The following is a 21,711-nucleotide window of genomic DNA, read 5'->3' as shown; positions in this document are numbered from 1 at the left end:
TATTCGTACAAATTACTTTATCTAGATACACGATGCCATCATCCTTATTACCTCATCTAAAACAACATCACTTACTTACTAAAGCATTTCTATTTGCCAGCATTGCGATTGTGATTATTACATTATTAATAGCAGTGTTAAATTATCAAAACCATGTTCGATTAAGAATGGTGGGGTATGAGGAAATACTGAATGTACTTGAAAGTACCTATATCTATGAGCTAGTTAAAGAAAATGAAAAGCAACATTCAGTCTTAATTTCTATGCTTGATCAGAATGCTATTCTTGCAGGTGAGTCTGTATTTAATCCCGTTTGGGCTGTAGGGCATAAAATTAAAATGGAAGAAGAGCATTATATTTATTTTTATAATGCCTTAAATGGACATATTGATAGCTACCCTCATTGGGAAAAAAGCGCTGATTTTAATCCTGAGACGCGACCTTGGTTTCATATTCTTAAATCTGAATCAAATGCCCCAGTTTGGATCGGTCCCTATGAGGAATTTAATAGCCATCAAAAAGTACTAAGTCTTGGGCAAAAAGTATTGTCTGACAGTGGATTACCTATTGGTGTTATGCTGGTTGATATGTCTCTTGATACCTTGGATAAAGTGTTGGAGCGAATGTCGACCAATTTAAATATTTCAGTTTTTATTCGTGATCGTCAAAGCCAAGAAATGTTGTCAGTAGTGAATGGTGAGCTATTACAGTTCGATACTGTTTCTGCAAATCAATCTTTAGTTTGTGTTAGTGGTTTACTGAATGGCATATTGCTAGTGAAACCTTTAGCCTATGCTGATTGGGAAGTAGGTATTTATGTGCCAGCAGTTAGGTTCCAAAAGGCACTTGTGGAACAGCTTGTTTTACTATTACTTCCTATTGCTGCATTTTTTATTGTTGCCGCTATGGGAACTAGGTCACTAATGAAAGTTTTTAGACAAGAACTTAAATTAATTGAGTTAGAAGTTGAACAGTTAAATGGCGTGTTATCTGAAGATAAGTTAGTGAATTCATCTTGGTTCGTGGATAAAAGCCTGCGAAAAATTAAAAATAAACTAGCAACGCAACATTTAAAACTTAGGCTTGATCCCTTAACGAATATAGGCAATCGTCGTGCATTTGATGAAGATCTTAATCAATTTGGAATGCATCAGCCGCCCTATGTGTTAGTCCTGATTGATGTCGATTTTTTTAAACAGATAAATGATCAGTTTGGTCATCAGTTTGGAGATTCTGTGCTGCGACGTGTCGCAGATATTTTGGCGGTGACTTTCACTCGTGGACAAGTGTATCGCTTTGGTGGCGATGAGTTTGCCTGTTTATTCCCTTTGGAAGATAAAGCTGAATTAGTGAACAATCTTAATCGGTTATTAGATTCTATCCGTCTGCAACAATGGCGTGAGAAACAGTGTCGGGTAACCTTAAGCATAGGTATTGCCATTGGCCCAAAGTTGCCCCAAAAATTATTTGAGAGCGCTGATGCGGCATTATATCGCAGTAAAGCTGCTGGGAGGGATTGCTGGCACTTAGGCTAAACAGAATTTGAAGTTAACCTAATTGGCTATCGCTGGGTTTAGCTTTTTATGCCAAAAATAGGGTTTGATGATTTTATCGTCGATTTCCTGACGTTAGTTAAGGAGATTATGGTTTATTGTCACTTTATAAAAACATGTCAAATAATCGATCTTTTCCATGGTAAATCATTAATTTTGACAGTTTAATGCAGACTTTAATCTTAAAATGCTAAAACTCTGTAATTTAAGGTTTTTGTGTTTTTGTATCTCATTGATTAATGGTATTTATTTGACATTTTTTGGTCATTAAATTGACAGTTTTCTTTATAAAAAACCTCAGCTATATTGCAGATGTCGATACAATTATTGAGGTTTAAATACCATGTTACGTCTACTGACCTATGGCCTCGTTGCCGCTGCCGCTTGGTTTATTTATTTGGATGTTGCCGACTATTTTGGCATGGAGACCTTTGATAAGGCATTAGCTGAAGATGTGCAGCAAAAAGTGGAAGCCCGAAAGGCAAAAGCAGCAGCGGAGCAATATGCACAGCAACTTAAGCAGCAGGTTGATTGCCAAACGACAAAAACATGTACTCAATAATGGCGATGTATCAAGTTTGTTCTTGCTGCGCATAAGTAACTAACTGATTCGCCACAGTGTCACTGCATCAGAGGGGCAAATAGGATTGTTTGCCCCTCTTTGATTTTAGGTGCTTACATAAACGACAGATGAGAAATTTGTTTGCTTTGAATGCATTATATGCTGCTGGCTTTGGGGATTTAGGACGTGTTGGCGTGTCTGCTATGTTATCGCCTGTTTAGATTGAGTCATGACATCGCACGGACTTTGCTTTGTATAAGTGTCAGTCAAATGCTGCAAAATAATCCTGAAACCTCGCACGCCCTAGTAGTGCTGTTTCATAAAAGTGCAATTAAGGAAAACCTTACTATACTTTTACACTAATCCAACCGTAAATCAGGGATTGTGATCATGGTACACAAGGATGTAGTGACTAAAGATAGTGAAGTCAAATTTTCTGAAGATCTACAGCTCGTTTCCACAACCGATCTTAATGGCGTAATTACCTACGCTAACCCCGGCTTTTGCCAAGTGGCTGGATACCAACTCGATGAAATGATTGGTCAGCATCATAATTTAGTTAGACATCCAGATATGCCGAAAGCTGCTTTTGCCGATTTATGGAAACATTTAAAGCAAGGCAAGCCCTGGCGTGGCATGGTTAAAAACCGTTGTAAAGATGGTAGTTATTATTGGGTCGATGCCTATGTTACCCCCATCTATGAGGATGGCCGGATCTCAGGTTATCAATCAGTCCGTTGTTGCCCTACGCCTGAACATAAAGCGCGTGCTAGTGTGATGTATAAGGAGTTAAGAGCGCTTGAAAACAAGAAAAATATATTTTGGGGCAATAAGTTACTATCAAATCATCTAGTCAGTTTTCTTTTATTATCCATAGCCATTGTCTGTAGTGTTTGGTGGCTAACCTTTCCTCAATCACTCTTAGTGATCTTGCCCTTACTCGCTATCATTGCCTTAAATCGACAGCAGTTATTTTTAACGCCTAGATACTTGCAGCGATTAGAGAATGACTACGATAGCATTAGCCGGCTGATTTTTTCTGGTGACGCCCCCCACAGTATTGCAGATTTTCATATCAAACTTGGGCAGGCGCGAATTCGGACTGTTTTAGGAAGAGTTGATGACGCAACCCATTCATTGAAATCTATTGCGGATCAGATTAGTACGTCTATGTCTACCACGAGCAATGATATCACCTCCCAAGATCTACAGATCCAACAAGTTGCTACTGCGGTGACTGAAATGGCATCCGCAGCAGAAGAAATTAATCGTAATATCCAAGCGAGTAATCTACAGATTGAAGAAGCCCGTCGTCATTGTCAGGTGACCAGTCAGCAACTAAAAAATGTTGAAACTGAAGTTGCCTCATTAGCGACCCAAGCTGAACAAGCTTTTGATTCTGCAGTAGCTTTGTCCAGTGAGTCAGAACGAATAGACACTATCATGTCTGAAATACAAGGGATTGCTAATCAAACGAATTTGTTAGCACTCAATGCTGCAATCGAAGCGGCTCGCGCCGGTGAGCAGGGGCGAGGATTTGCAGTTGTTGCCGATGAAGTTCGTAATCTATCTACTCGTACTCATAAAGCGACAGAGCAAATTCAAACGAGTATAGGGCATATTCAGCGTACACTGAATGAATGGAAAGAGTTGATGCATTTGAATGTCGGTAGAACGAATACTTGCCTTTCTAGCACTCGAATTGGAGCGGAATACTGAAGAATCCCCTGATGATTTACAAATAAATCATCAAATTAGAGTGGAAGCGCATCTTGTTGCATGATCAAATGGTTTCGCTAAAAACTACACTTGGACAACAAGATGCGCGAAGCCAATATCCTACAACATTCTTTACACCAATACTGCCCAGAACTTCACCTAAAACGATTAAACAGCTTGATGCTGGCCTCTAAGGCACTGATTGAATGTAAGACACTGACCTTGACTGAGTTAGGTCGAAATTTACCAACCACGGCCCGAACCAAGCACAACATCAAGCGCATTGATCGTTTGCTCGGCAACACGCATCTGCATCAAGAACGGTTAGCTGTCTACCAATGGCATGCCAGCCTCATCTGTTCTGGTAACCCTATGCCGATTGTGCTCGTCGATTGGTCAGACATCCGAGAGCATAAACGCATCATGGCTCTGCGCGCCTCAATAGCCTTCAATGGCCGCTCTATTACCCTGTATGAGAAGTCCTATCCCCTATCAGAACAATGCTCTAACCGACATTCCGCAGCTAATTTAGGAATAAACTACCTCATAGAATCTACCGAGTAATTTGAGTAGTTGTGTTTGGTGATCTTGAAGTCCAGTGATGAACCTTTGGCCGTTAATCTCTAGCGTATCTATGCCTTCGAATTGCAAGAAGACCCAACGTGCCGTCGGTCTGGAGGTCGTCTTGTTCTTTACCATACTTGGGAAGAACGCTTCGGTTTGTGCGAGTTGTTCTCTGATTTTGTGTTCTAAACTAGCGTAAACAAGCAAGCTCAACGTCATTATCATTAGCAACGCTTCAATGCGCTCAGGCTTTTTCAAGAAGATGGAAGAGGTTAAAAACTCAGGGCTTTTTAGAAAACGGAAGCCGCGCTCGACTTTTTGTTGCGATTTGTAATGTGCTAGAAGAGCCGCCATGGTGAGTGCTTCATTGTCGGTGTCATTCGTCGCGAGGATAAACATGCCTACTTTGAGCTTAGCCAGTTTTACTTTTTCTAGGTCGGTGAAGGGGGCGGCTTCGATAAAGTATTGGTATCCTGTCGGTGCTTCATCTGTCTTTGGGCGGCCCGAATGAGAGTAAGTCGGCTGTTTGATGAGAGTGCCTTGTTCAAACCCAAGTAAGTCACATTGTTTCTTGAAATCGTTAAACGCTAATTCTGCGTCAACTTCACAAGCGAATGGTTTTTTACTTAGCTTTTCCAACGCTTTGATTTCTTTTGCTATGTTTTTCTCTAAGTTCTTGAAGAAAGTGATTTCTTCCCGCTTGGTGGCCTGTTCACTGTGAACGAGCAACCAACGTTGATTGACCTTTCCGTAATCCGAGTCTATCCAACATCCTGAGTAGCCATGACCGATAGTGCTTAATTGCTCTGGCTCTAGCGCAAGTAGTGCTTGTTTTGCGAGCTTGATGGTCATGGGGACACGGGTAATGAATTTTTGATTTTGCTCATCTAGCGAGGAGATGCTTTCTTCGGTGTACAAAGCGGCATCAGCGATAAAGTAACGACTATTTTGCGCGGCTTTTAGGCAATGTATGTGTCTTTTAGTGACTTCAGCGAATGCCTTGGCATCATTGGTGTTACCACTCAGTGCTTGCATGTAAACAGGAATACCTGCTTGGTTTTCACAGATGAGTTCAAGCACGACTTGGTTAAGCTCTGGCCTATGATCCCGACTATAACCTCTTACAAGCTTAATCACGTTGGTGTTTTCATCTTGTGCATACTCACCATCAACGTGGAAGCTAGTGATATCAAGATGAACAGAATCGGTCGTCAAGCCCAGTTTATCAACAACACGCTCAGCAATAACCTGATAGAGCGCTGAGACATCGGCTTCGTATAGAGCATCTAATGTGCGGCCTAGTACATCATCAGTCAGGTGGTGTGCTTCAATGTCTTTGGCGAGTAGCTTAGATACAGGCTTGGTCTTAAAAAAGTCCGAGAACATGTGCAGTGTTCTGCTATGAAAGCCAAGTCCATTTAGGAGCATGGCCAATACCGCGTCACCATGAGAAACATTGTGGTCAGAATATTTTGGGATAACGGCATCTATCATCCGTGGCAGGCCAATTTCGTGACAAAAGGCGGCAATGAGACCAAGGTGATCTAAGCGTTTAATAACAGGATGGGTAGACATATTTTGAGACCGTCAAATAGCAGTAATAGAGCAAAACTGTCGATCGCGGTCAAGATGGTGTCGTAGTTTTTATGAAAAGCTGATCGCCAGATCACACTATTTAAATTCTGGAATTAGCTGCGGAATGACGGCTCTAAGGCCTCCCACAACGGTTTTTTAGCGGACTTAGCCAAGATTTTACCTTTGCATGTTACCCCTCTCATCGTGACTGACGCGGGGTTCAAAGTGCCTTGGTACAAAGAGGTTGAGGCGCATGGTTGGTTTTGGCTAAGCCGTATTCGCGGTACAGTTCAATTTGCAGATATTGGCGCTGAAAATTGGCGTGCAGTTCGCAGTACACATGACTTGGCCAACGGTCAAGCGAAGAGCCTGGGTTGTAAGACCTTGACCAAAACTAACCCTATCAATTGCCATCTCACGCTTTATCGTAGCAAACCTAAGGGGCGTACAAATCAGCGTTCAACGAGGACTAATTGCCACCATCCATCGGCAAAAACGTACTCAACATCGGCGAAAGAGCCTTGGGTGTTAGCCAGCAATTTACCACCAGAATCTCGGAGCCCAAAGCAGCTGGTAAACCTGTACGCCAAACGTATGCAAATAGAGGAAACCTTTCGTGACCTCAAAAGCCCGGCATACGGCTTTGGCTTACGCCAAAGTCGTACCAACAGTCCAGAGCGATTCGACATCATCCTACTGATAGCGTTGATGGTTCAATGCCTGTTGTGGCTAGTTGGTTTACACGCACAGCAACAGGGCTGGGATAAGCATTTTCAGGCCAATACCATTGGGCATCGAACGGTACTCTCAACGATTCGCTTGGGATTGGAGGTGCTCAGGCGGCCTGATTATCAAATCACGGAGAAAGAATTGCTGGCGGCCTGGGTATTATTCGCCAATCAGTTGCTCAAATATGGCTATGCTATGGCTGATTTATGAGGGGATCCTTCAGAGCGGAATATTTAAATCATATTACGGTTGAAATAGATAAAGTATCCGCTTTTTCCAGCCAAATATCTTCAGCTGCAACTGAGCAACAAGCCGTGATTGAAGATATTAATAGAAATATTAATCTTATTTCATCAATATCCCATGACAATAGTATGAAAGTTGAAGGCGTCAGTGCGACGAGTAAAAATTTATTGAATAGAGCAAATCAACTTAAAAATTTAAGTCAAACCTTTGGTTAGCGATAAAAAACAGTTGTTTTTATCGCTAACGAATATGTTCGTATTGTAATTATTGAGATTTAATTGCGGAGTGAATCATGGACAGGACAATAAATGAACGAGTGCATTATGTTCATGCACGACTCCGTAAAAATTTTGACAAATTAACTAGAATCGCAATTGCTATATATGATCAACATACAGATAAAATTAAAACCTTTGTGCATAGTACAGATGGTAAGCCACCGTTGAGTTTATATGAGGCAAAATTGAGCGAAACACCGTCTCTCCAACATATAGTGGAAAGCCGCCAAGCTAGGGTATTAGATAATTTATGTACTCAACTTATATATAGTTCTGAACATAGTCGAAAAGTGCTTGAGGCGGGCTACGAATCTAGTTATACCGAACCATTGTATTTTAATGATCGTTTTGTTGGTTTTTTATTTTGTAACTCTAAAGAGAGTAGTTATTTTGATGATGCAATACGTGCTGAACTTTCCGCATATGCACAAATCCTAGCAGGTATCATTGCAGTTGAATTTCTTTCTATTCAGACGTTTAATGGGGCACTTATTACTGCCAGAGCCTTTGGTCGTTATCGTGATGAAGAAACGGCAAATCATTTACACCGAATGTCTTCATATTCGCGCATCATCGCTAAAACAGTCGCAAAAGAGTTAGGATTAAGTGATGAGGAAGTTGAGTTTATTTATCTATTTTCTGAGTTACATGATATAGGTAAAATCGCCGTGCCAGATGCAATACTATTGAAGCCAGGGAAATTAACCAGTGAAGAATTTGAGGTGATGAAAACTCATACTATTAAAGGTCGAGAGATGATTAATTTGATGATTAATGAGTTTAGTCTCAATGGGATACACCATACGGAGATGTTAAAGAATATTATCAACTACCATCATGAACGTTTCGATGGTAAGGGATACCCTGAGGGATTAAAAGGAGAGGATATTCCGTTAGAAGCAAGAATAGTCACTGTTGCTGATGTTCTGGATGCCTTAACAAGCAAACGACCATATAAAGAGGCATGGTCGTTTGAGGATGCATTTGCTTATCTTGAGGATAATGCGGGTCAACAGTTTGATCCTAAGTGTGTTATGGCTGTGCTCAATAATAAGCCTGAATTTATTACAATTCATAATCAATATGTTGATCTATAAAATGGTCATTATTTATTGGTGCCTTTCAATGTAACCATACTATTTTCGATTTATTAAAAATAATAAGTCGTACAAAGTATTTTTATATGTGCAAGCCGAAATACTTAGTTTTATTCAGTCTTGATTCTTAAACATTTCAACCAGTCTTCTGATCGCTAAGATGACTTATGTAGTGAAGCCGATGGTCTATCGCGTTTGCATCTCTACATGTTCCCATTTTTACGATGGAATTTACGGAGCAAACATGGCATGCCCGCGGGTCATTTTATCAAAAGCCGCCTCAACTGCTCGACACATGCGATATTTCCGCAGTCAACTCAGTATTACAAACCTAGTTGCCTAGCTATTAAGCAAATTGTCAGGATTTTATTGTTATCTTTCGCGCCCTGTGTTTTGGCTAGTTGGACTGCGATTGTTTTTCTCCGAGAGATTCCATGTTGATAAACTGTAAACTGCCCTTAGCAATGCTTATGCTATTCCTAATGTCTATGCCTTCACCTCTATTCGCCGCAGCAGAAATGACCGACAACAAATTGGTGTTTAATCAGCTCTTGTCTACGGCGTTTTCAACTGAAAAGACTTGCTATCCGCTTGAAAATTGTCAGTCAACAAAACCACCTATTATGGGATTATCAGCCTTAATTCAGCCTTCCTATACCCAAGTGAATAATCAATATACTCAAGGTGAACATCGTATTGGCGGCATTATATTTCAACCAGAGCGTGAACAACGGTCCGTGCAGCAGGCAGAACTTCAACCTGTCACTGTAAGTATTCACTCCATTGATGATTTGATGCTCTTTTTTGAATCCCTTAATTACACTGCTGAAAATTTCCATGGGGGGAATAAATCGGTTCCGAGATTAACCTTTGATGCCGTAGGTAAAGGATGGCGGTCGGTATCAGAGCAATTGCCTGTGAAGCAAAAGAAGATGGTGTTTTTTAGATTGATGACCCCCTTAGTATTATTAGCGAATGAAAAAGTGTTACAAGAACGGCAACAGGTAATCTCTGCGCCCCTCAACGACACTGGCTTGGTCGCTTTAGCGGTTAAGTACAAAGTTATCAGTAATCCAATACCGTCGTTATCACCGTCCCACAGGCAAACCCTGCTTGAACGGGTAGATATTTTGCCTCCATCTCTAGTATTGGCCCAGGCGGCAAAGGAAAGTGGTTGGGGGACATCGCGCTTTACACTTGAGGGGAATGCCTTGTTTGGTCAGTGGGATTTTAATGGTAATGGTATGGAGCCAAAGCAAAAGCGCCAGGGGATGGGGCAGTATGGGCTGGCGCGATTTGAGACACCCTTAGCCTCCGTTGAAGGATACTTATTGAATTTAAATACCCATAGTGCTTACCACAAAATGCGTCAGCTTCGTGCCGAATCAAGGCAAGCCAATCAAACAATTACGGGTGTTGCACTTGCTGGTACCTTGGATCGATATTCAGAGCGCGGCTACGCCTATGTTGAGATGATCCAGAAGATGATCCGTACTAATAAGCTCTATCTGGCAGATGAGGCCTATTTAGATGATGATATGCCGTTGCATTTGCTCACAAGAACCCACTAATAATTCATGTTTAAAGTGAGATTGGGTTTAGTTGCTCCGCTTACACACTGTTACAAGCGCCATTTTGTAGATTTAACAATCGTAGAGACGACGATATAAATTAGGGATTGTCAAAGAGAGCGTAGATAGTATGTTGTTGGCGCTCTTTGCATACATAGTCCTAGTATGTGCGGATTTAATCTTAAGGACGATGATGAGAACACTCCAACTTTTGGGATTGATACTGACAATAGCAGGGATAGCTTTGGGCTTTATGATGCTCGCCCCCATTGGTAATGAAACATCTAACGCATCTTTAGGAGCGGCAGGTTTGGGTATCATGTTTCTGTTGTTACCTATGCTGGGATGCTCCGCACTGATGTTGATATTTTCTTCAATTGCATTGTTTAATCATGAGGTCAGAAAGCGTACTTATTTCAGAGGATCTTTTTGGTTAACTCTTTGGAAATGTAATCTAGTGATATCGGCTGGATATACTTCGGTGGTTATTTATGTTGCTTATTTATGGATTAAAACCAACATGAGTAGCTAAAAAGAGCCTATGTTAATATTTCTGTCAGTATTCAACTGACAGCAAGATGATTAGTGCTTAAGGCAGACATTCGGTCGCAAATACTGGCTTGTCGTGACGAGAATTAATCAATATTGGATAACGATGTAGCTAAGTGTTGAGGAATGAGAGTTATCACCACTTAAGCTAAAAATTAGACGCCCTGATAACCTTAGGCTATCGGGCGTTGCGTAAACGATTACTTTTGCGTTGCGCGGTAGTGGTCGAAGTTTTCGATATAGTCCTCGAGATTGGCGTCGAGCATTTCTTTATAACGCTCCATGTAGTAGTCCATCATTTCTTGTTTTTTGGCCTGCATTTGCTCTTTGTTTTCAAAGCTGGTGGAGCCAAACCAAGCGTTGTAGCGGGCGAGGGCCCACATAAATGAAGCACTGACTTCACCGGTTTGGATTTCAGTGTTTTGGTTTTGCTGGTTAGCGAGCTTAATCAACTCAGTGGCGCGGGCGTAAAAGGCATTTTGGTTATCAGACATCAGCAATTCCTGTTGTTAGGCAAAATGGTTAAAGAAAAAGGGCGCTTGGTTTTACCCTTTTGGCAATTGCTACTAACCCTAAGGCATTTTGCGGCCAAGGGACAGTCATCCATCTCACAGAATCCGTTGATTTCACGTTAAAATGAGTTGTCGAAAGTAAATCTGGGATAGGTGTAACACTTTTCTGATAAACATTGGTAGGTTAACCATTCTAGTAAAGTTAATCCTAATAGGGTTAACGGGTCTGTGTAAGCATCATAGACCAAAGTTAGAAGCCCGTGATTGATTCATGCTGTAAAGGGCGTTTTGAGGTTCAGTGATATGAAATGTCTTCTGTTGGCTGTAAAGGCAGTCTAGCTTGAATGAGACCATTCGATACTTTCAAAACGACCATGGTATTAAAGGGCTCATCGCGTATGCTAGCGAACTTTATCTGCTGTAAGCGTAAGCCCCTATTTTTGCGGGATGGCAAGTGTAGGCTGTTACTAGGCGTTACTTGGCCGTAATCGGGCCTTTTGATCCTGCATCGTTATCAATCCACATACTCTCTTTATTCGAGCTGGCATCGGGATAAATGGTGAATTCCACCATACCGTCTTTGAATTTGATGGCTCCACCACTTTGACTGGATTTTACGTGTTTACCGTTAACCCAAACCTGATGTTTATCATTGATTTGAATATTTGCAACCGTTGCTCCTGAACTGGCTGTTGCTATCCACTGTTGGGCATTAGGAATGATGGCGTCAGCAGCGGCTTTGGGGGAAGCCATTGCTTTGGCATTTTCTTCTTTGGTTTTGTGGATATCGCACCCTTGCATTTCAGACACTTGGGTACAGCCTGAACGCTCAAGTAACTTGCGATACTCATCGTTAATGGCGTGGCAATTTGCGGATAGTAATAGTGCAATACTGGCTGTGAAGATGATTTTAGCGTTCATGTGTTCCCTCGTTGCTATTGAAGTGTGCCTTGTTTATGGCGAATTTAGATGGTTAAGTGTAGTGGGTCTTTAGCCATTTTCTACTCGGGCATGTTGACGTATTGAGATACGATGCTGTTCAGGCAATGCCTTACTCGGAAGATGCGGAGTGAATATAGCGGTTCAATCTTGCATCAAGTAAAGCCCGATAACCCATCAGTTAGTCGCAAAACTCCACATATTTTGGATTAGTCCATCGATTACCTCAAATACCACCATCACTTCAAAAGGTTCGTCGTGTATGCCGCTGATCCGTTCGTGATCCACGACCTTATTGCCAACAACCATACGATTGAGGATTTCGGCATGTAAATGCGGCAAGTTAAAGCGTTCATTTTGATAGAAATCGCGAAATGCGGCTTTACCCCGAATAACGGGCTGTGTGGCGGGTGGACGATAAATACAAACGTTGTCGCTAAAGAGTGCCACAAAGCTTGCAAGGTCGTGTTGGTTATAGGCAACTAACTGGGCTTGCACTAAGGCTTCGGGTGTCACGCTGTTTACGGTTAAATGACTCAAGGATGATCCCTTACTGAAACAGGTAAGTTTGAAATGCGTTGCTGTGTTGGATGGGAAAGCGCGTTTGGTGTCATCATATTTATCACCATTAAAGCCTACTTTCCCAATACCGTACTTTTGTAATACGAAATTTATTCCAATAGTTTAAGCTGTGTTTTACCCCATTGAGTGGCAAAGGGCATGGCTTCTTGAGGGGTTAAGGTAAATTCCTGCTCGCAGCCGTCACCACGGGGCATTTCCCAAAACTTCATTCCAGTTGCCTCAAGAGTCAGTTGATAATAGCCAGAGCCGTCGGAGGTGGGGCAATCTGCGTTTGGCGGGATATCGGCAAACAGCTTTTGCTTTAGCGCTTGTGGTAACGGATAACTCATACTCTCCGGCATGGCTTGAGACTGTTCATTCTCGAGAAACCATTGCCATGGATGGAAAGGTTTTCCATCTGCAAGCGAGAAGCTAACAAGCTCTTGGCTGATCCCATTGGCACCATAACCCGCTGCCCAGCGATACAAGCGCACACTAAGCCAATGTTGGTTGAGGAAAATGGGTTCTGCAAAGGTTTCGTCAGCCACAAAGCTGCCCATTTGAGCCAACATTCTGCGGCGAGTCTCAAAGGTTTGTGCCAGCTGCGCATCATCGGTGAGCTTTCTCTCAAGCCAGTGATTAATTGCCGAAATGCCTTTTTGTGGGCCGTTAAATTCGATACCAACATCAGTGCCAAAGGTCAGCGGACGGTATTCAATAGTCTGAAAGCGTTGCCATTTTCCGCGGCTCACCGAAGGCTTAGTTTCAAGCGGCAGATTGTAGGCATCGGCGCTGCAGTCATCCTGATTATCCGGGCTGATTTGCCGCTCAAGTTGTATTGGCAGTGACTTGCTGGCGCTGTCTTTAAACCACTGGCCACTCAGTGTTTGTGCTGTTGCGGTATCAAACTGCCAGTTTCCGGTGTTGTTTTCTTCTTTCCAGATGCCGTCTTGCAGCTCGAGTCGAATTGGGGTGAGGTATTTTTGATAGTAATAACTGCCAGTGCCATATTGGTTAAAGCAGACTCTGATCTTGCTTTTACCCAGTTGTCCTTGCCAAACGCCTGTGAGTTCATCGGCGGCAAACGTGCTGAGTGGCAGTGTAGTGGTAATTAATAGGCTTGAGGACAATAGCGTTAGTAACTTCCGTGCATGCATACTTTTTCTCTTAAAAGATAATAGGTTATGGTTTTACGTGTTGGTTATAAAAAAGTCGCCCTAAGGCGACTCTTAACGGTTTCGAGCACGATAAGCGGCAGGCTTAGCTAGCCGTTTATCGCGTCAAATGACCTGTTTATTCAACCTGCCAATCGATTTGTTCGCCAGCGCGAATTGGCACAACGTTGTTGTCGCCAAGTGGGTAACTGACGGGCACATCCCAAGATTTTTTCACCAGGGTGATAGTATCGCTGTTGCGGGGCAGATTGTAAAAATCTGGGCCATTGAAGCTGGCAAAGGCTTCTAATTTATCCAGTGCATTGACTGATTCAAAGGCTTCGGCGTACAGCTCAATGGCGGCATGGGCAGTATAAGAACCCGCGCAGCCACAGGCGGCTTCTTTACGATCTTTTGCGTGTGGCGCCGAGTCGGTACCGAGGAAGAACTTTTTATTGCCACTGGCTGCGGCACCTAACAGTGCTTGCTGATGGGTATTGCGCTTTAAAATTGGTAGGCAATAAAAATGCGGACGAATACCGCCAGCTAACATATGGTTGCGGTTATAAAGTAAATGGTGCGCGGTGATCGTGGCGGCCACATTATCAGAGGCTTGAGTCACAAAATCGACCGCATCCTTAGTGGTGATATGCTCGAGGACGATTTTAAGGTTTGGAAAATCAGTTACGATCTTGCTCAAGATATTCTCAATAAACACACGCTCACGGTCGAAAATATCAATCGATGAATCAGTCACTTCTCCATGCACTAGGAACAACATGCCCACTTCTTGCATCGCTTCGAGGGCTGGGTAGATGTTCTTCAAATCGGTGACGCCAGAATCCGAGTTGGTGGTCGCGCCTGCGGGATAGAGCTTAGCTGCAACGATTTTGCCCGAGGCTTTAGCTTTACGGATTTCCTCTGGGCTGGTTTTGTCGGTGAGATACAACACCATTAAGGGTTCGAATTGCGAGCCTGCGGGCACTTGCGCCTTGATACGATCGTAATAAGCCAAGGCGGTTTCGGTATCGATAGCGGGAGGAACCAGGTTAGGCATGACGATAGCGCGGCCCATATAGCGGCTGATATCGCGAACCGTATCTGTTAATTGGGCGCCATCTCTTAGGTGAATATGCCAGTCGTCAGGACGCGTAATAGTGAGTGTTTTCATAGGGCGATTCATCTTATTGGATATGTCTGCTGCGAGGGTGGCAGGATCTTATGTGGCAAGGTTTTAGCTGTAAAGGGAAACTCCGTCATTTGGCGAATAAAAGTGTTAGCGCATGTTGAGCGACTGCCAGCTTGTTCTTTGCTGAGTACCGTACACCTACAAGCAGCCTTTTCTCATATCGAGCGGACACTTTTGCGAAATTTAGGCGGACACTTTTAGTTTTCAACTGTGGTGTCCGCGGACACTTTTATCTTGAATCTTATCTAACACAATGAAAATAAATGCTTTAATGGAATTGGCATAGGCGTTGCTATTGCTGGATATCGATTTTTAATAGTGTCCGTAGCGATGGGCATATCCAGCCCTCCGACAGGGAAGCGAGAAACGCCATGATTAAAGATACCAGCGGCCAAGATACTCTTCTTGCGCCATCAAACGCTAAACGTCTCAAGGTGCCCTTGATTATTGGCGGCTGCACCTTATTAGTGAGCGCCTTAGTATGGGCCAGTTTCAGTAGCGATAATGTGAGCAAATCCATTAGCCGTAGTGAGTTAACCACTGCGACTTTATATGTAGGTACGCTGACTCGGGATATCGCGACTACAGGTAAAATTGTCGCGGCCAATGCACCGATCCTCTACAGCACTGAAGAAGGGACAGTGACGCTACTGAGCAATCCTGGCGATACGGTTAATAAAGGCGATGTGGTAGCCAAGCTAGATAGTCCAAGACTGACCAATCAATTAGAACAGGCGAAATCCTTATTAGCGGGTTTGGAGGGCGCTCTTGAGCGTGCCAAGCTGGACGCCAGACGCAACCAATTACAAGTCAACCAAACCTTAGATATGGCCAAGGTTGATCTTGAGGCGGCTGAGCGTGAACGTCGTCGTGGTGAGCAGCTTATTCAAAGTCAGCTGATTGGGCAGATTGACTATGAAAAGGGCAAAGATGATCTGCATAAAGCCAAGCTTAAATTTGAGCATGCGTTGCAAGACGCTGCATTAACTAAGGATACCTTGACCTTTGAAGTAAAGAATAAAGCGCTTGAAGTTGAACGCCAGCAGTTAGCGGTAGGTGAATTAGAGCGCCAAGTTGAAGCCTTAAATATTAAAGCGCCGGTTGGCGGCATTATTGGCAACTGGCTGACAGAGCAAAAAACGCGTTTGAGTGCCAATCAACCGATTCTAACTGTGGTCGATTTAAGTGCCTATGAGGCCGAGCTTGCGGTGCCAGAGTCTTACGCCGATGAACTTGGACTTGGCATGGAGGTTGAGCTGAGCTTTGGCGAAGTCAAACTCATGGGCAAGTTATCCTCGATTTCTCCCGAAGTGCGTAACCGTGAAGTGACCGCCAGAGTGCAATTTGCCCAGAGCGAAAGCCTTAAGCTGCGCCAAAACCAACGCATTTCTGCCCGAGTGCTACTCGAACATCGGGAAAATGTGTTGATGGTCAAACGTGGTGCCTTTATGACCAGCGGTGGCGGGGAGGAGGCTTATCAAGTCGAAGGCGATATCGCTACCCGCCGCCAGATTAAACTGGGTAGCACCAGTATGAGCCAGGTGGAAGTGATTGAAGGCGGTAAAGCGGGTGACGAATGGGTGATCTCGAGTGTTGAGCCCTTCAATCATGCCGAACAGGTTAAGATGCATTGATGTTATTTGGTTGAAAAAACTTATTAATCAAATTGATGGATTGGAAATTGCCGTGGTTGAAAATACTGCGGCGATAAGTAAATAGGAGCCAATAATGAGTCATAAAAATGTTGATATCAGTGTGTTGATGTCCTCCAAGCTGTTTGGCGTATTCGCTTTGGCCTTGTTAGTTGTGGCGGTAGAGCTGGGGATTGGAGAAGCTAATAGTTGGTTTTTCCTTGGCTTAAATATTTTGGAATGGACCAATCCCTTAGACGAAATGCGCCAGATTGGTGATGTCTCGATGGAAAGTGTGAGCTTGATATTCTCTTGCCTAAATGGGCTGTTCGGTAAGTTGAGTGAGTTCATTATGGGTGCTTTTCTGGGCTGATAAGCGGTTGCCTCTGCTTCGTCTGTTACATGCTCAAGTTACATTGAAGTCCCGCGCGTTTTATTAGCCGTTTACGCGCAAAGATAAAAATTAATTAAGGAAATTAAAATGTTATCAATGAAGAATATCAGTAAAGTTTTTAAAACGGACTTAGTAGAAACCCACGCACTGCGGGATTTCAACCTTGAGGTAAACGAGGGTGAGTTTGTGGCGGTCACAGGCCCTTCGGGTTCAGGCAAAACCACCTTCTTAAATATCGCTGGCTTGCTCGAAGGCTTCACCCATGGGGATTATTTTTTAGATGGGATTAATGTCTCCAACCTCAGTGATAACAAGAGTGCCGCCGTACGCAATGAGAAGATTGGCTTTATCTTCCAAGGTTTTAACTTGATCCCCGATCTTAACCTCGCGGAAAACATTGAAGTGCCGCTGCGCTACCGTGGTTTTAGTGCCAAGGAGCGTAAACGCCGTGTGGAGCAAGCATTAGAGCAAGTGGGCTTAGGTGCGCGGATGAAGCATTTGCCGACTCAATTATCCGGCGGTCAACAGCAAAGGGTAGCGATTGCCCGTGCTTTAGCGGGGGAACCCCGTTTTCTGCTCGCCGACGAACCTACGGGTAACCTCGACAGCTTAATGGCCCGCCAAGTGATGGAATTATTAGAGAATATTAACCAATCTGGCACCACCATCATCATGGTGACCCACGATCCTGAACTGGCCCGCCGTGCCCAGCGCAATATTCAAATTGTCGATGGTCAAGTCTGCGACTTTACCATGTATCAACCCAATGCGGCCCGCAGTGCAAGCCATAGCAGTGTCGATAAATTGGTTGCTAACGCCCAAGGCTAGGAGCGGTTATGTTCTTCTATTACTTAGATTTAGCTTGGCGTAGCATCAAAAAAACGCCCATGTTGTCGGCATTGATGATCATGGCGATTTCTATCGGCATTGGCATCACCATCACCACTCTTAACATCTACAAAATGATGTCCACTAACCCTGCGGGGGAGAAGTCCAGCCAGTTGTTTGCGGTACAGCTGTGGAGCCAAGGGCCAGATGCCTGGGATCGCTTCGATCAACAGATCACCTATCAAGACGGGATGAACTTACTTAAGAGTGATATTCCGAGCCTGCAAACCCCCATGTTTCGCACTGGCGGCGCGGTGCAAACCGAAGATCCCGCTTTTTTACCCGTGCTGCAATCTCGGGTTAGGGTAACCAATAACGACTTTTTCCCACTGTTTGGCCTCGAGTTTCAATACGGTCAGGCGTGGGATGACAGCGTCGATAAAGATGCTCGCTACGAAGTGGTGCTCACCGATGAGCTGAATAAGACGCTGTTTGCGGGCCAAAATAGTGTCGGCAAGACGATTTATTTTAATGCTAAGCCCTATCAGGTGGTTGGCGTGCTTAAGCCTTGGGCGCCGAGTCCAAACTATTATGACCTTAACAACGGCGCCTTTGGTAATGTGGATACCTTGTTTGTGCCCTACAGCTTAGCGCCGATTGAGGAATATGGCAGTTGGGGAAATACCAATGGCTGGAACTATGAGAGCATCAACAACTACGCGCAGCGTTTAACCTCCGAAAAGCATTGGACACAATTTTGGGTGCAACTCGATACGCCTGAACAAGTTGCTGAGTACCGTCAGTGGGTTCGCCAATATATTGAACAACAAAAGAAATTAGGTCGCTTTAGCTCACCTAAGGCCGATGTGCAATTGTCCGATATTGACCAATGGCTAGCCATTAATAAAGTGGTGCCAGAGGATAACAAGGTGCTGGTGGGCCTCAGTGCACTCTTCCTCATTGTTTGCTTAGTCAATATGTTAGGGTTGTTGCTGTCTAAGTTTTTACGCCGAGCTCCCGAAATTGGCGTGCGCCGCGCCATCGGCGCCAGCCAAGGGCAGATCTTTGCCCAACATATGGTGGAAGTGTCTTTGATGGGACTATTCGGTGGCTTACTCGGCTTGGCTTGGGCTTGGGGCTCACTTGCGTTGCTCACAAAGAAGTTTCAACTTGAGGCTTCGATTACTCATCTCGACGCCAGCATGTGGCTCATTGCGCCTGTTATTGCCATTTTTGCAGCGATTGTGGCGGGTATTTATCCTGCGTGGCGTGTGTGTACCACTAACCCAAGTGTTTATCTTAAGAGCCAATAATCGGGGGCAATATGTTACATATCAAACCTATTCTCAGCAGTTTATTACGCAGTAAAAGCGGCCCCTTACTACTGTTATTACAGATTATTTTGTCTGTGGCTATCGTCGCTAATGCCAGCTTTATTATCGCCGAACGATTAAATTTAATGGCGCGTGAGTCGGGGATTGTTGAAAGTGAAGTCTTTGATTTCAGCATTTATCATTTTGATAAATCGACAGATTTAGTAGCGCAGGATAAACGAGATTTAGAGATCATTCGTGCGATCCCTGGCGTTATCGATGTTGCACCTACCTCTATGGCTCCCCTGAGCGGCGGCGGTTGGTCGAGTAACTTTACCCTAGGGCCTGAGGAGCGCGCTAAATCTACGCCCAATACCGGCATGTATATGAGTGATGAGCATTTTATCGACTCCTTAGGGCTGAAGTTAGTCGAGGGACGTAACTTCTATCCCCAGGAAATCACCACAGAGTTGCTGGAAGATGGGGGCAAGATGATAGTCACTAAAGCCTTTGTCGATAAGGTGTGGCCGAATGAATCAGCGCTTGGCAAGAGCGTATATATGGGCACACAGCACTTTGTGGTGATTGGAGTGCTGGAGCGCTTACAAACGGCATGGGTTGATAATAGTAACCTTGAGTTTAGTTCTGTGTTGTCGGTGAATTATCCCGCTGACTATAAACGTTATTTAGTAAGAGCTAAGCCAGCTGATATTGAGCGCTTAAAAGAGGTCATCCCCGAAGCCCTGCATAAAGAATATCCTAGCCGGGTAGTCGAAGGCTTTACAACCATGAGCGAGCGCCGTATCGAGGCATATCGTGACCATGAATTAATGGCAACCGTACTAACCATGATGGTGGTATTGCTGTTGTTGATTACCTCACTTGGGGTGACAGGGATGGTGATGTTTAATATCCAGCGTCGCACCAAGCAGATTGGCACTCGCCGCGCGTTAGGTGCTAAAAAGCGCGATATTATCAGCTACTTCTTAGTGGAAAACTATCTGCTATGTCTGTTAGGTGGCACTTTGGGTGTGCTGTTAGCGATTCAGTTAGGCCAGCAATTGATGAGCCTGTATAGCTTACCTATGCTGGCGCTTTCCTATCCATTATTCACCGTTGTTGGATTATTTGTGGTGACCACCCTTGCGGTGTACTTACCTGCACGCAAGGCTGCCAAGATATCTCCGGCGACAGCGACGCGTACTGTGTAACATAAGCTGAGCGGCATAAAGTGCGATAACAGTAGGATGTTATTGCACTTTTTGTTACTTTAAGGTTAATAGTTTTACTCGGGATATACTTTGCCACATGGACACAATTCTGATTGTCGACGATAACCACGCCATCTGCCAGGCCTTAGGCTTAATGCTGGAGATCAATGGTTATCAGGTGTTAACTTGCCATACACCAGATGATGCCCTTGGTCTGATCGCGACCCATGATATTGATCTTGTTATCCAAGATATGAACTTCACCCGCGATACCACCTCTGGGGAAGAAGGGCGGCAGTTGTTTTATGCATTGCGTGATAGGCAGCCGGATTTGCCGATCATTTTAATGACGGCTTGGACGCAGCTCGAAACCGCTGTTGAGTTGGTTAAAGCCGGCGCCGCTGATTACATGGGCAAACCGTGGGATGATGCTAAGTTACTAAACAGCATTACGAATTTAATTGCTCTCTATAAGCTTGCACGTACAAATCATCGGCTCGAGCGAGTTAATTCACAACGCCAAGTCGCGATTGCCGATGCGGATCTGTGCGGGATTGTTTTTGGTAGTGGTGCGATGCAGCGTTGTATTGACTTAGCCTTACAACTGGCACGCTCCGATGTATCTGTATTGATCACAGGCCCTAACGGTGCCGGTAAAGATAAGCTTGCCGATATTATCCATGCTAATTCTCCCTTAAAAAACAAACCCTTTATTAAGGTGAATGTGGGGGCTTTGCCAATGGAGTTGCTCGAAGCCGAACTCTTTGGTGCTGAGGCGGGGGCGTTTACGGGGGCTAATAAGGCGCGCATTGGTCGCTTTGAAGCGGCCGATGGCGGCACGCTGTTTTTGGATGAAATTGGTAATTTACCGCTCTCGGGCCAAGTGAAATTATTGCGGGTATTACAAACCGGGGAGTTTGAACGTTTAGGTAGCCATAAAACCTTAAAAGTGAAGGTGAGGGTGATCAGTGCGACCAATGCCGATCTTGCCCAAGATATTGCCGAGGGACGTTTCCGTGAGGACTTATTCTATCGCTTAAATGTGATTGAACTGGCCTTACCGCCACTGAATCAGCGTATTGACGATATTTTGCCCTTAGTGAAACATTTTGTCGGTGAGGGTTTTAGTTTGAGTAAACCCGCCCAACAGGCGCTATTACAGCATCGTTGGCCGGGGAATGTGCGCGAGCTAGAAAATGCCTGTAAACGTGCGGCGCTATTGGCGCAAAGTCGAGTGTTAACGGAAGCTGATTTTGGTTTACCGCCAGTCAATGCTAACAACACTCACACGATAAATACGATGACGTTTGGGCGAACCATAACCGAAGTTGCCCCGATTGAATCACAGATAAAAGTTGCCAATCAAGACGTGTCCGCTCAACTGGATTCGAGCGACGCTATGGATGTTAGCCGTGAGCAGATTGAAATGGCCTTAAGACAGCACAAGGGCGTGATTGCACGAGTAGCTAAATCCCTTGGCCTAAGTAGGCAAGCCCTGTATCGCCGCATGGATAAGTTTGGTCTAGAAAAATAGTC

Annotated in this window: 19 protein-coding genes and 2 pseudogenes; 15 read left to right on the top strand and 6 right to left on the bottom strand. The window is 44.2% G+C overall.

Annotation, left to right across the window (positions count from 1 at the left end; all coding sequences use genetic code 11):
* Window positions 1–32: 32 nt before the first annotated feature.
* From FJD32_RS18100 to FJD32_RS18085, 4 genes and pseudogenes are all read left to right on the top strand, one after another.
* Complete coding sequence (locus tag FJD32_RS18100; protein WP_197278467.1) at window positions 33–1,535, top strand: sensor domain-containing diguanylate cyclase; 1,503 nt, start codon at window positions 33–35, stop codon at window positions 1,533–1,535.
* A 361-nt stretch (window positions 1,536–1,896) separates the two neighbouring features.
* The gene (locus tag FJD32_RS18095; RefSeq protein ID WP_037428423.1) at window positions 1,897–2,115 is read left to right on the top strand and encodes a hypothetical protein; all 219 of its coding nucleotides are present in this window, start codon (window positions 1,897–1,899) and stop codon (window positions 2,113–2,115) included.
* 390 nt (window positions 2,116–2,505) lie between these two features.
* Window positions 2,506–3,834, top strand: a complete 1,329-nt coding sequence (locus FJD32_RS25270) for a PAS domain-containing methyl-accepting chemotaxis protein (RefSeq protein WP_088586047.1) — start codon at window positions 2,506–2,508, stop codon at window positions 3,832–3,834.
* Between the two features lie 102 nt (window positions 3,835–3,936).
* A pseudogene (locus FJD32_RS18085) lies at window positions 3,937–4,341 on the top strand (IS4 family transposase); the annotation flags it as partial.
* 21 nt (window positions 4,342–4,362) lie between these two features.
* Here FJD32_RS18085 and FJD32_RS18080 read toward each other — a convergent pair.
* Window positions 4,363–5,973 carry an IS1634-like element ISSpu7 family transposase gene (locus FJD32_RS18080; protein ID WP_011787758.1) on the bottom strand — a complete coding sequence of 537 codons (1,611 nt, stop codon included), beginning with the start codon at window positions 5,971–5,973 and terminating at the stop codon, window positions 4,363–4,365.
* Between the two features lie 132 nt (window positions 5,974–6,105).
* Between FJD32_RS18080 and FJD32_RS18075 the strand changes: the two are divergent.
* The 5 genes and pseudogenes from FJD32_RS18075 to FJD32_RS18055 all read left to right on the top strand — a co-directional run.
* Window positions 6,106–6,912, top strand: a pseudogene (locus FJD32_RS18075) (IS4-like element IS10A family transposase); the annotation flags it as partial.
* Window positions 6,909–7,163 carry a hypothetical protein gene (locus FJD32_RS18070; RefSeq protein WP_088586046.1) on the top strand — a complete coding sequence of 85 codons (255 nt, stop codon included), beginning with the start codon at window positions 6,909–6,911 and terminating at the stop codon, window positions 7,161–7,163. The pseudogene FJD32_RS18075 and the gene FJD32_RS18070, both read left to right, overlap by 4 nt.
* A 77-nt stretch (window positions 7,164–7,240) precedes the next feature.
* Window positions 7,241–8,323 (top strand): HD domain-containing phosphohydrolase, encoded by a 1,083-nt coding sequence (locus tag FJD32_RS18065; RefSeq protein WP_140906706.1) that lies wholly within the window; start codon window positions 7,241–7,243, stop codon window positions 8,321–8,323.
* A gap of 482 nt (window positions 8,324–8,805) precedes the next feature.
* Window positions 8,806–9,894 carry a glucosaminidase domain-containing protein gene (locus FJD32_RS18060; RefSeq protein WP_240199970.1) on the top strand — a complete coding sequence of 363 codons (1,089 nt, stop codon included), beginning with the start codon at window positions 8,806–8,808 and terminating at the stop codon, window positions 9,892–9,894.
* Between the two features lie 193 nt (window positions 9,895–10,087).
* The gene (locus tag FJD32_RS18055; RefSeq protein ID WP_047540620.1) at window positions 10,088–10,426 is read left to right on the top strand and encodes a hypothetical protein; all 339 of its coding nucleotides are present in this window, start codon (window positions 10,088–10,090) and stop codon (window positions 10,424–10,426) included.
* A 217-nt stretch (window positions 10,427–10,643) separates the two neighbouring features.
* On the opposite strand, the gene FJD32_RS18050 is transcribed toward FJD32_RS18055, so the two are convergent.
* The 5 genes from FJD32_RS18050 to pyrC form a co-directional block, all read right to left on the bottom strand.
* Window positions 10,644–10,937, bottom strand: a complete 294-nt coding sequence (locus FJD32_RS18050; protein ID WP_037428416.1) for a DUF3144 domain-containing protein — start codon at window positions 10,935–10,937, stop codon at window positions 10,644–10,646.
* Window positions 10,938–11,429: 492 nt separating this feature from the next.
* Entirely contained in the window at window positions 11,430–11,876 is a 447-nt protein-coding gene (locus FJD32_RS18045) for a hypothetical protein (RefSeq protein ID WP_088586041.1), read from the bottom strand.
* Between the two features lie 195 nt (window positions 11,877–12,071).
* Window positions 12,072–12,434, bottom strand: coding sequence for a nuclear transport factor 2 family protein (locus FJD32_RS18040; RefSeq protein ID WP_088586040.1), 363 nt, complete (start codon window positions 12,432–12,434; stop codon window positions 12,072–12,074).
* Window positions 12,435–12,565: 131 nt separating this feature from the next.
* Window positions 12,566–13,612, bottom strand: coding sequence for a hypothetical protein (locus FJD32_RS18035; protein WP_140906705.1), 1,047 nt, complete (start codon window positions 13,610–13,612; stop codon window positions 12,566–12,568).
* Between the two features lie 136 nt (window positions 13,613–13,748).
* Window positions 13,749–14,780, bottom strand: coding sequence for a dihydroorotase (gene pyrC / locus FJD32_RS18030; protein ID WP_088586038.1), 1,032 nt, complete (start codon window positions 14,778–14,780; stop codon window positions 13,749–13,751).
* A 389-nt stretch (window positions 14,781–15,169) separates the two neighbouring features.
* Here pyrC and FJD32_RS18025 point away from each other — a divergent pair, with 389 nt between their 5' ends.
* The 6 genes from FJD32_RS18025 to FJD32_RS18000 all read left to right on the top strand — a co-directional run bounded on the left by FJD32_RS18025 (window position 15,170) and on the right by FJD32_RS18000 (window position 21,709).
* The gene (locus FJD32_RS18025) at window positions 15,170–16,432 is read left to right on the top strand and encodes an HlyD family efflux transporter periplasmic adaptor subunit (RefSeq protein ID WP_037428408.1); all 1,263 of its coding nucleotides are present in this window, start codon (window positions 15,170–15,172) and stop codon (window positions 16,430–16,432) included.
* A gap of 94 nt (window positions 16,433–16,526) precedes the next feature.
* A complete protein-coding gene (locus tag FJD32_RS18020; RefSeq protein ID WP_037428407.1) occupies window positions 16,527–16,802 on the top strand; it encodes a hypothetical protein in 276 nt (91 codons plus the stop codon).
* Window positions 16,803–16,910: 108 nt separating this feature from the next.
* On the top strand, window positions 16,911–17,651 hold the full coding sequence (locus tag FJD32_RS18015; protein WP_023269017.1) for an ABC transporter ATP-binding protein: 741 nt from the start codon (window positions 16,911–16,913) through the stop codon (window positions 17,649–17,651).
* An 8-nt stretch (window positions 17,652–17,659) separates the two neighbouring features.
* Window positions 17,660–18,964 (top strand): ABC transporter permease, encoded by a 1,305-nt coding sequence (locus FJD32_RS18010; RefSeq protein ID WP_037428404.1) that lies wholly within the window; start codon window positions 17,660–17,662, stop codon window positions 18,962–18,964.
* A gap of 11 nt (window positions 18,965–18,975) precedes the next feature.
* Window positions 18,976–20,175 carry an FtsX-like permease family protein gene (locus FJD32_RS18005; protein ID WP_037421576.1) on the top strand — a complete coding sequence of 400 codons (1,200 nt, stop codon included), beginning with the start codon at window positions 18,976–18,978 and terminating at the stop codon, window positions 20,173–20,175.
* A 97-nt stretch (window positions 20,176–20,272) separates the two neighbouring features.
* A complete protein-coding gene (locus FJD32_RS18000) occupies window positions 20,273–21,709 on the top strand; it encodes a sigma-54 dependent transcriptional regulator (protein ID WP_037428402.1) in 1,437 nt (478 codons plus the stop codon).
* Window positions 21,710–21,711: the final 2 nt, after the last annotated feature.

This window comes from Shewanella sp. LC6 (genome assembly GCF_006385735.2).
Taxonomy (GTDB): domain Bacteria; phylum Pseudomonadota; class Gammaproteobacteria; order Enterobacterales; family Shewanellaceae; genus Shewanella; species Shewanella xiamenensis.
The sequence above is the reverse complement of the archived record's forward strand: the minus strand, read 5'-3'. Positions and strand labels throughout refer to the sequence as shown.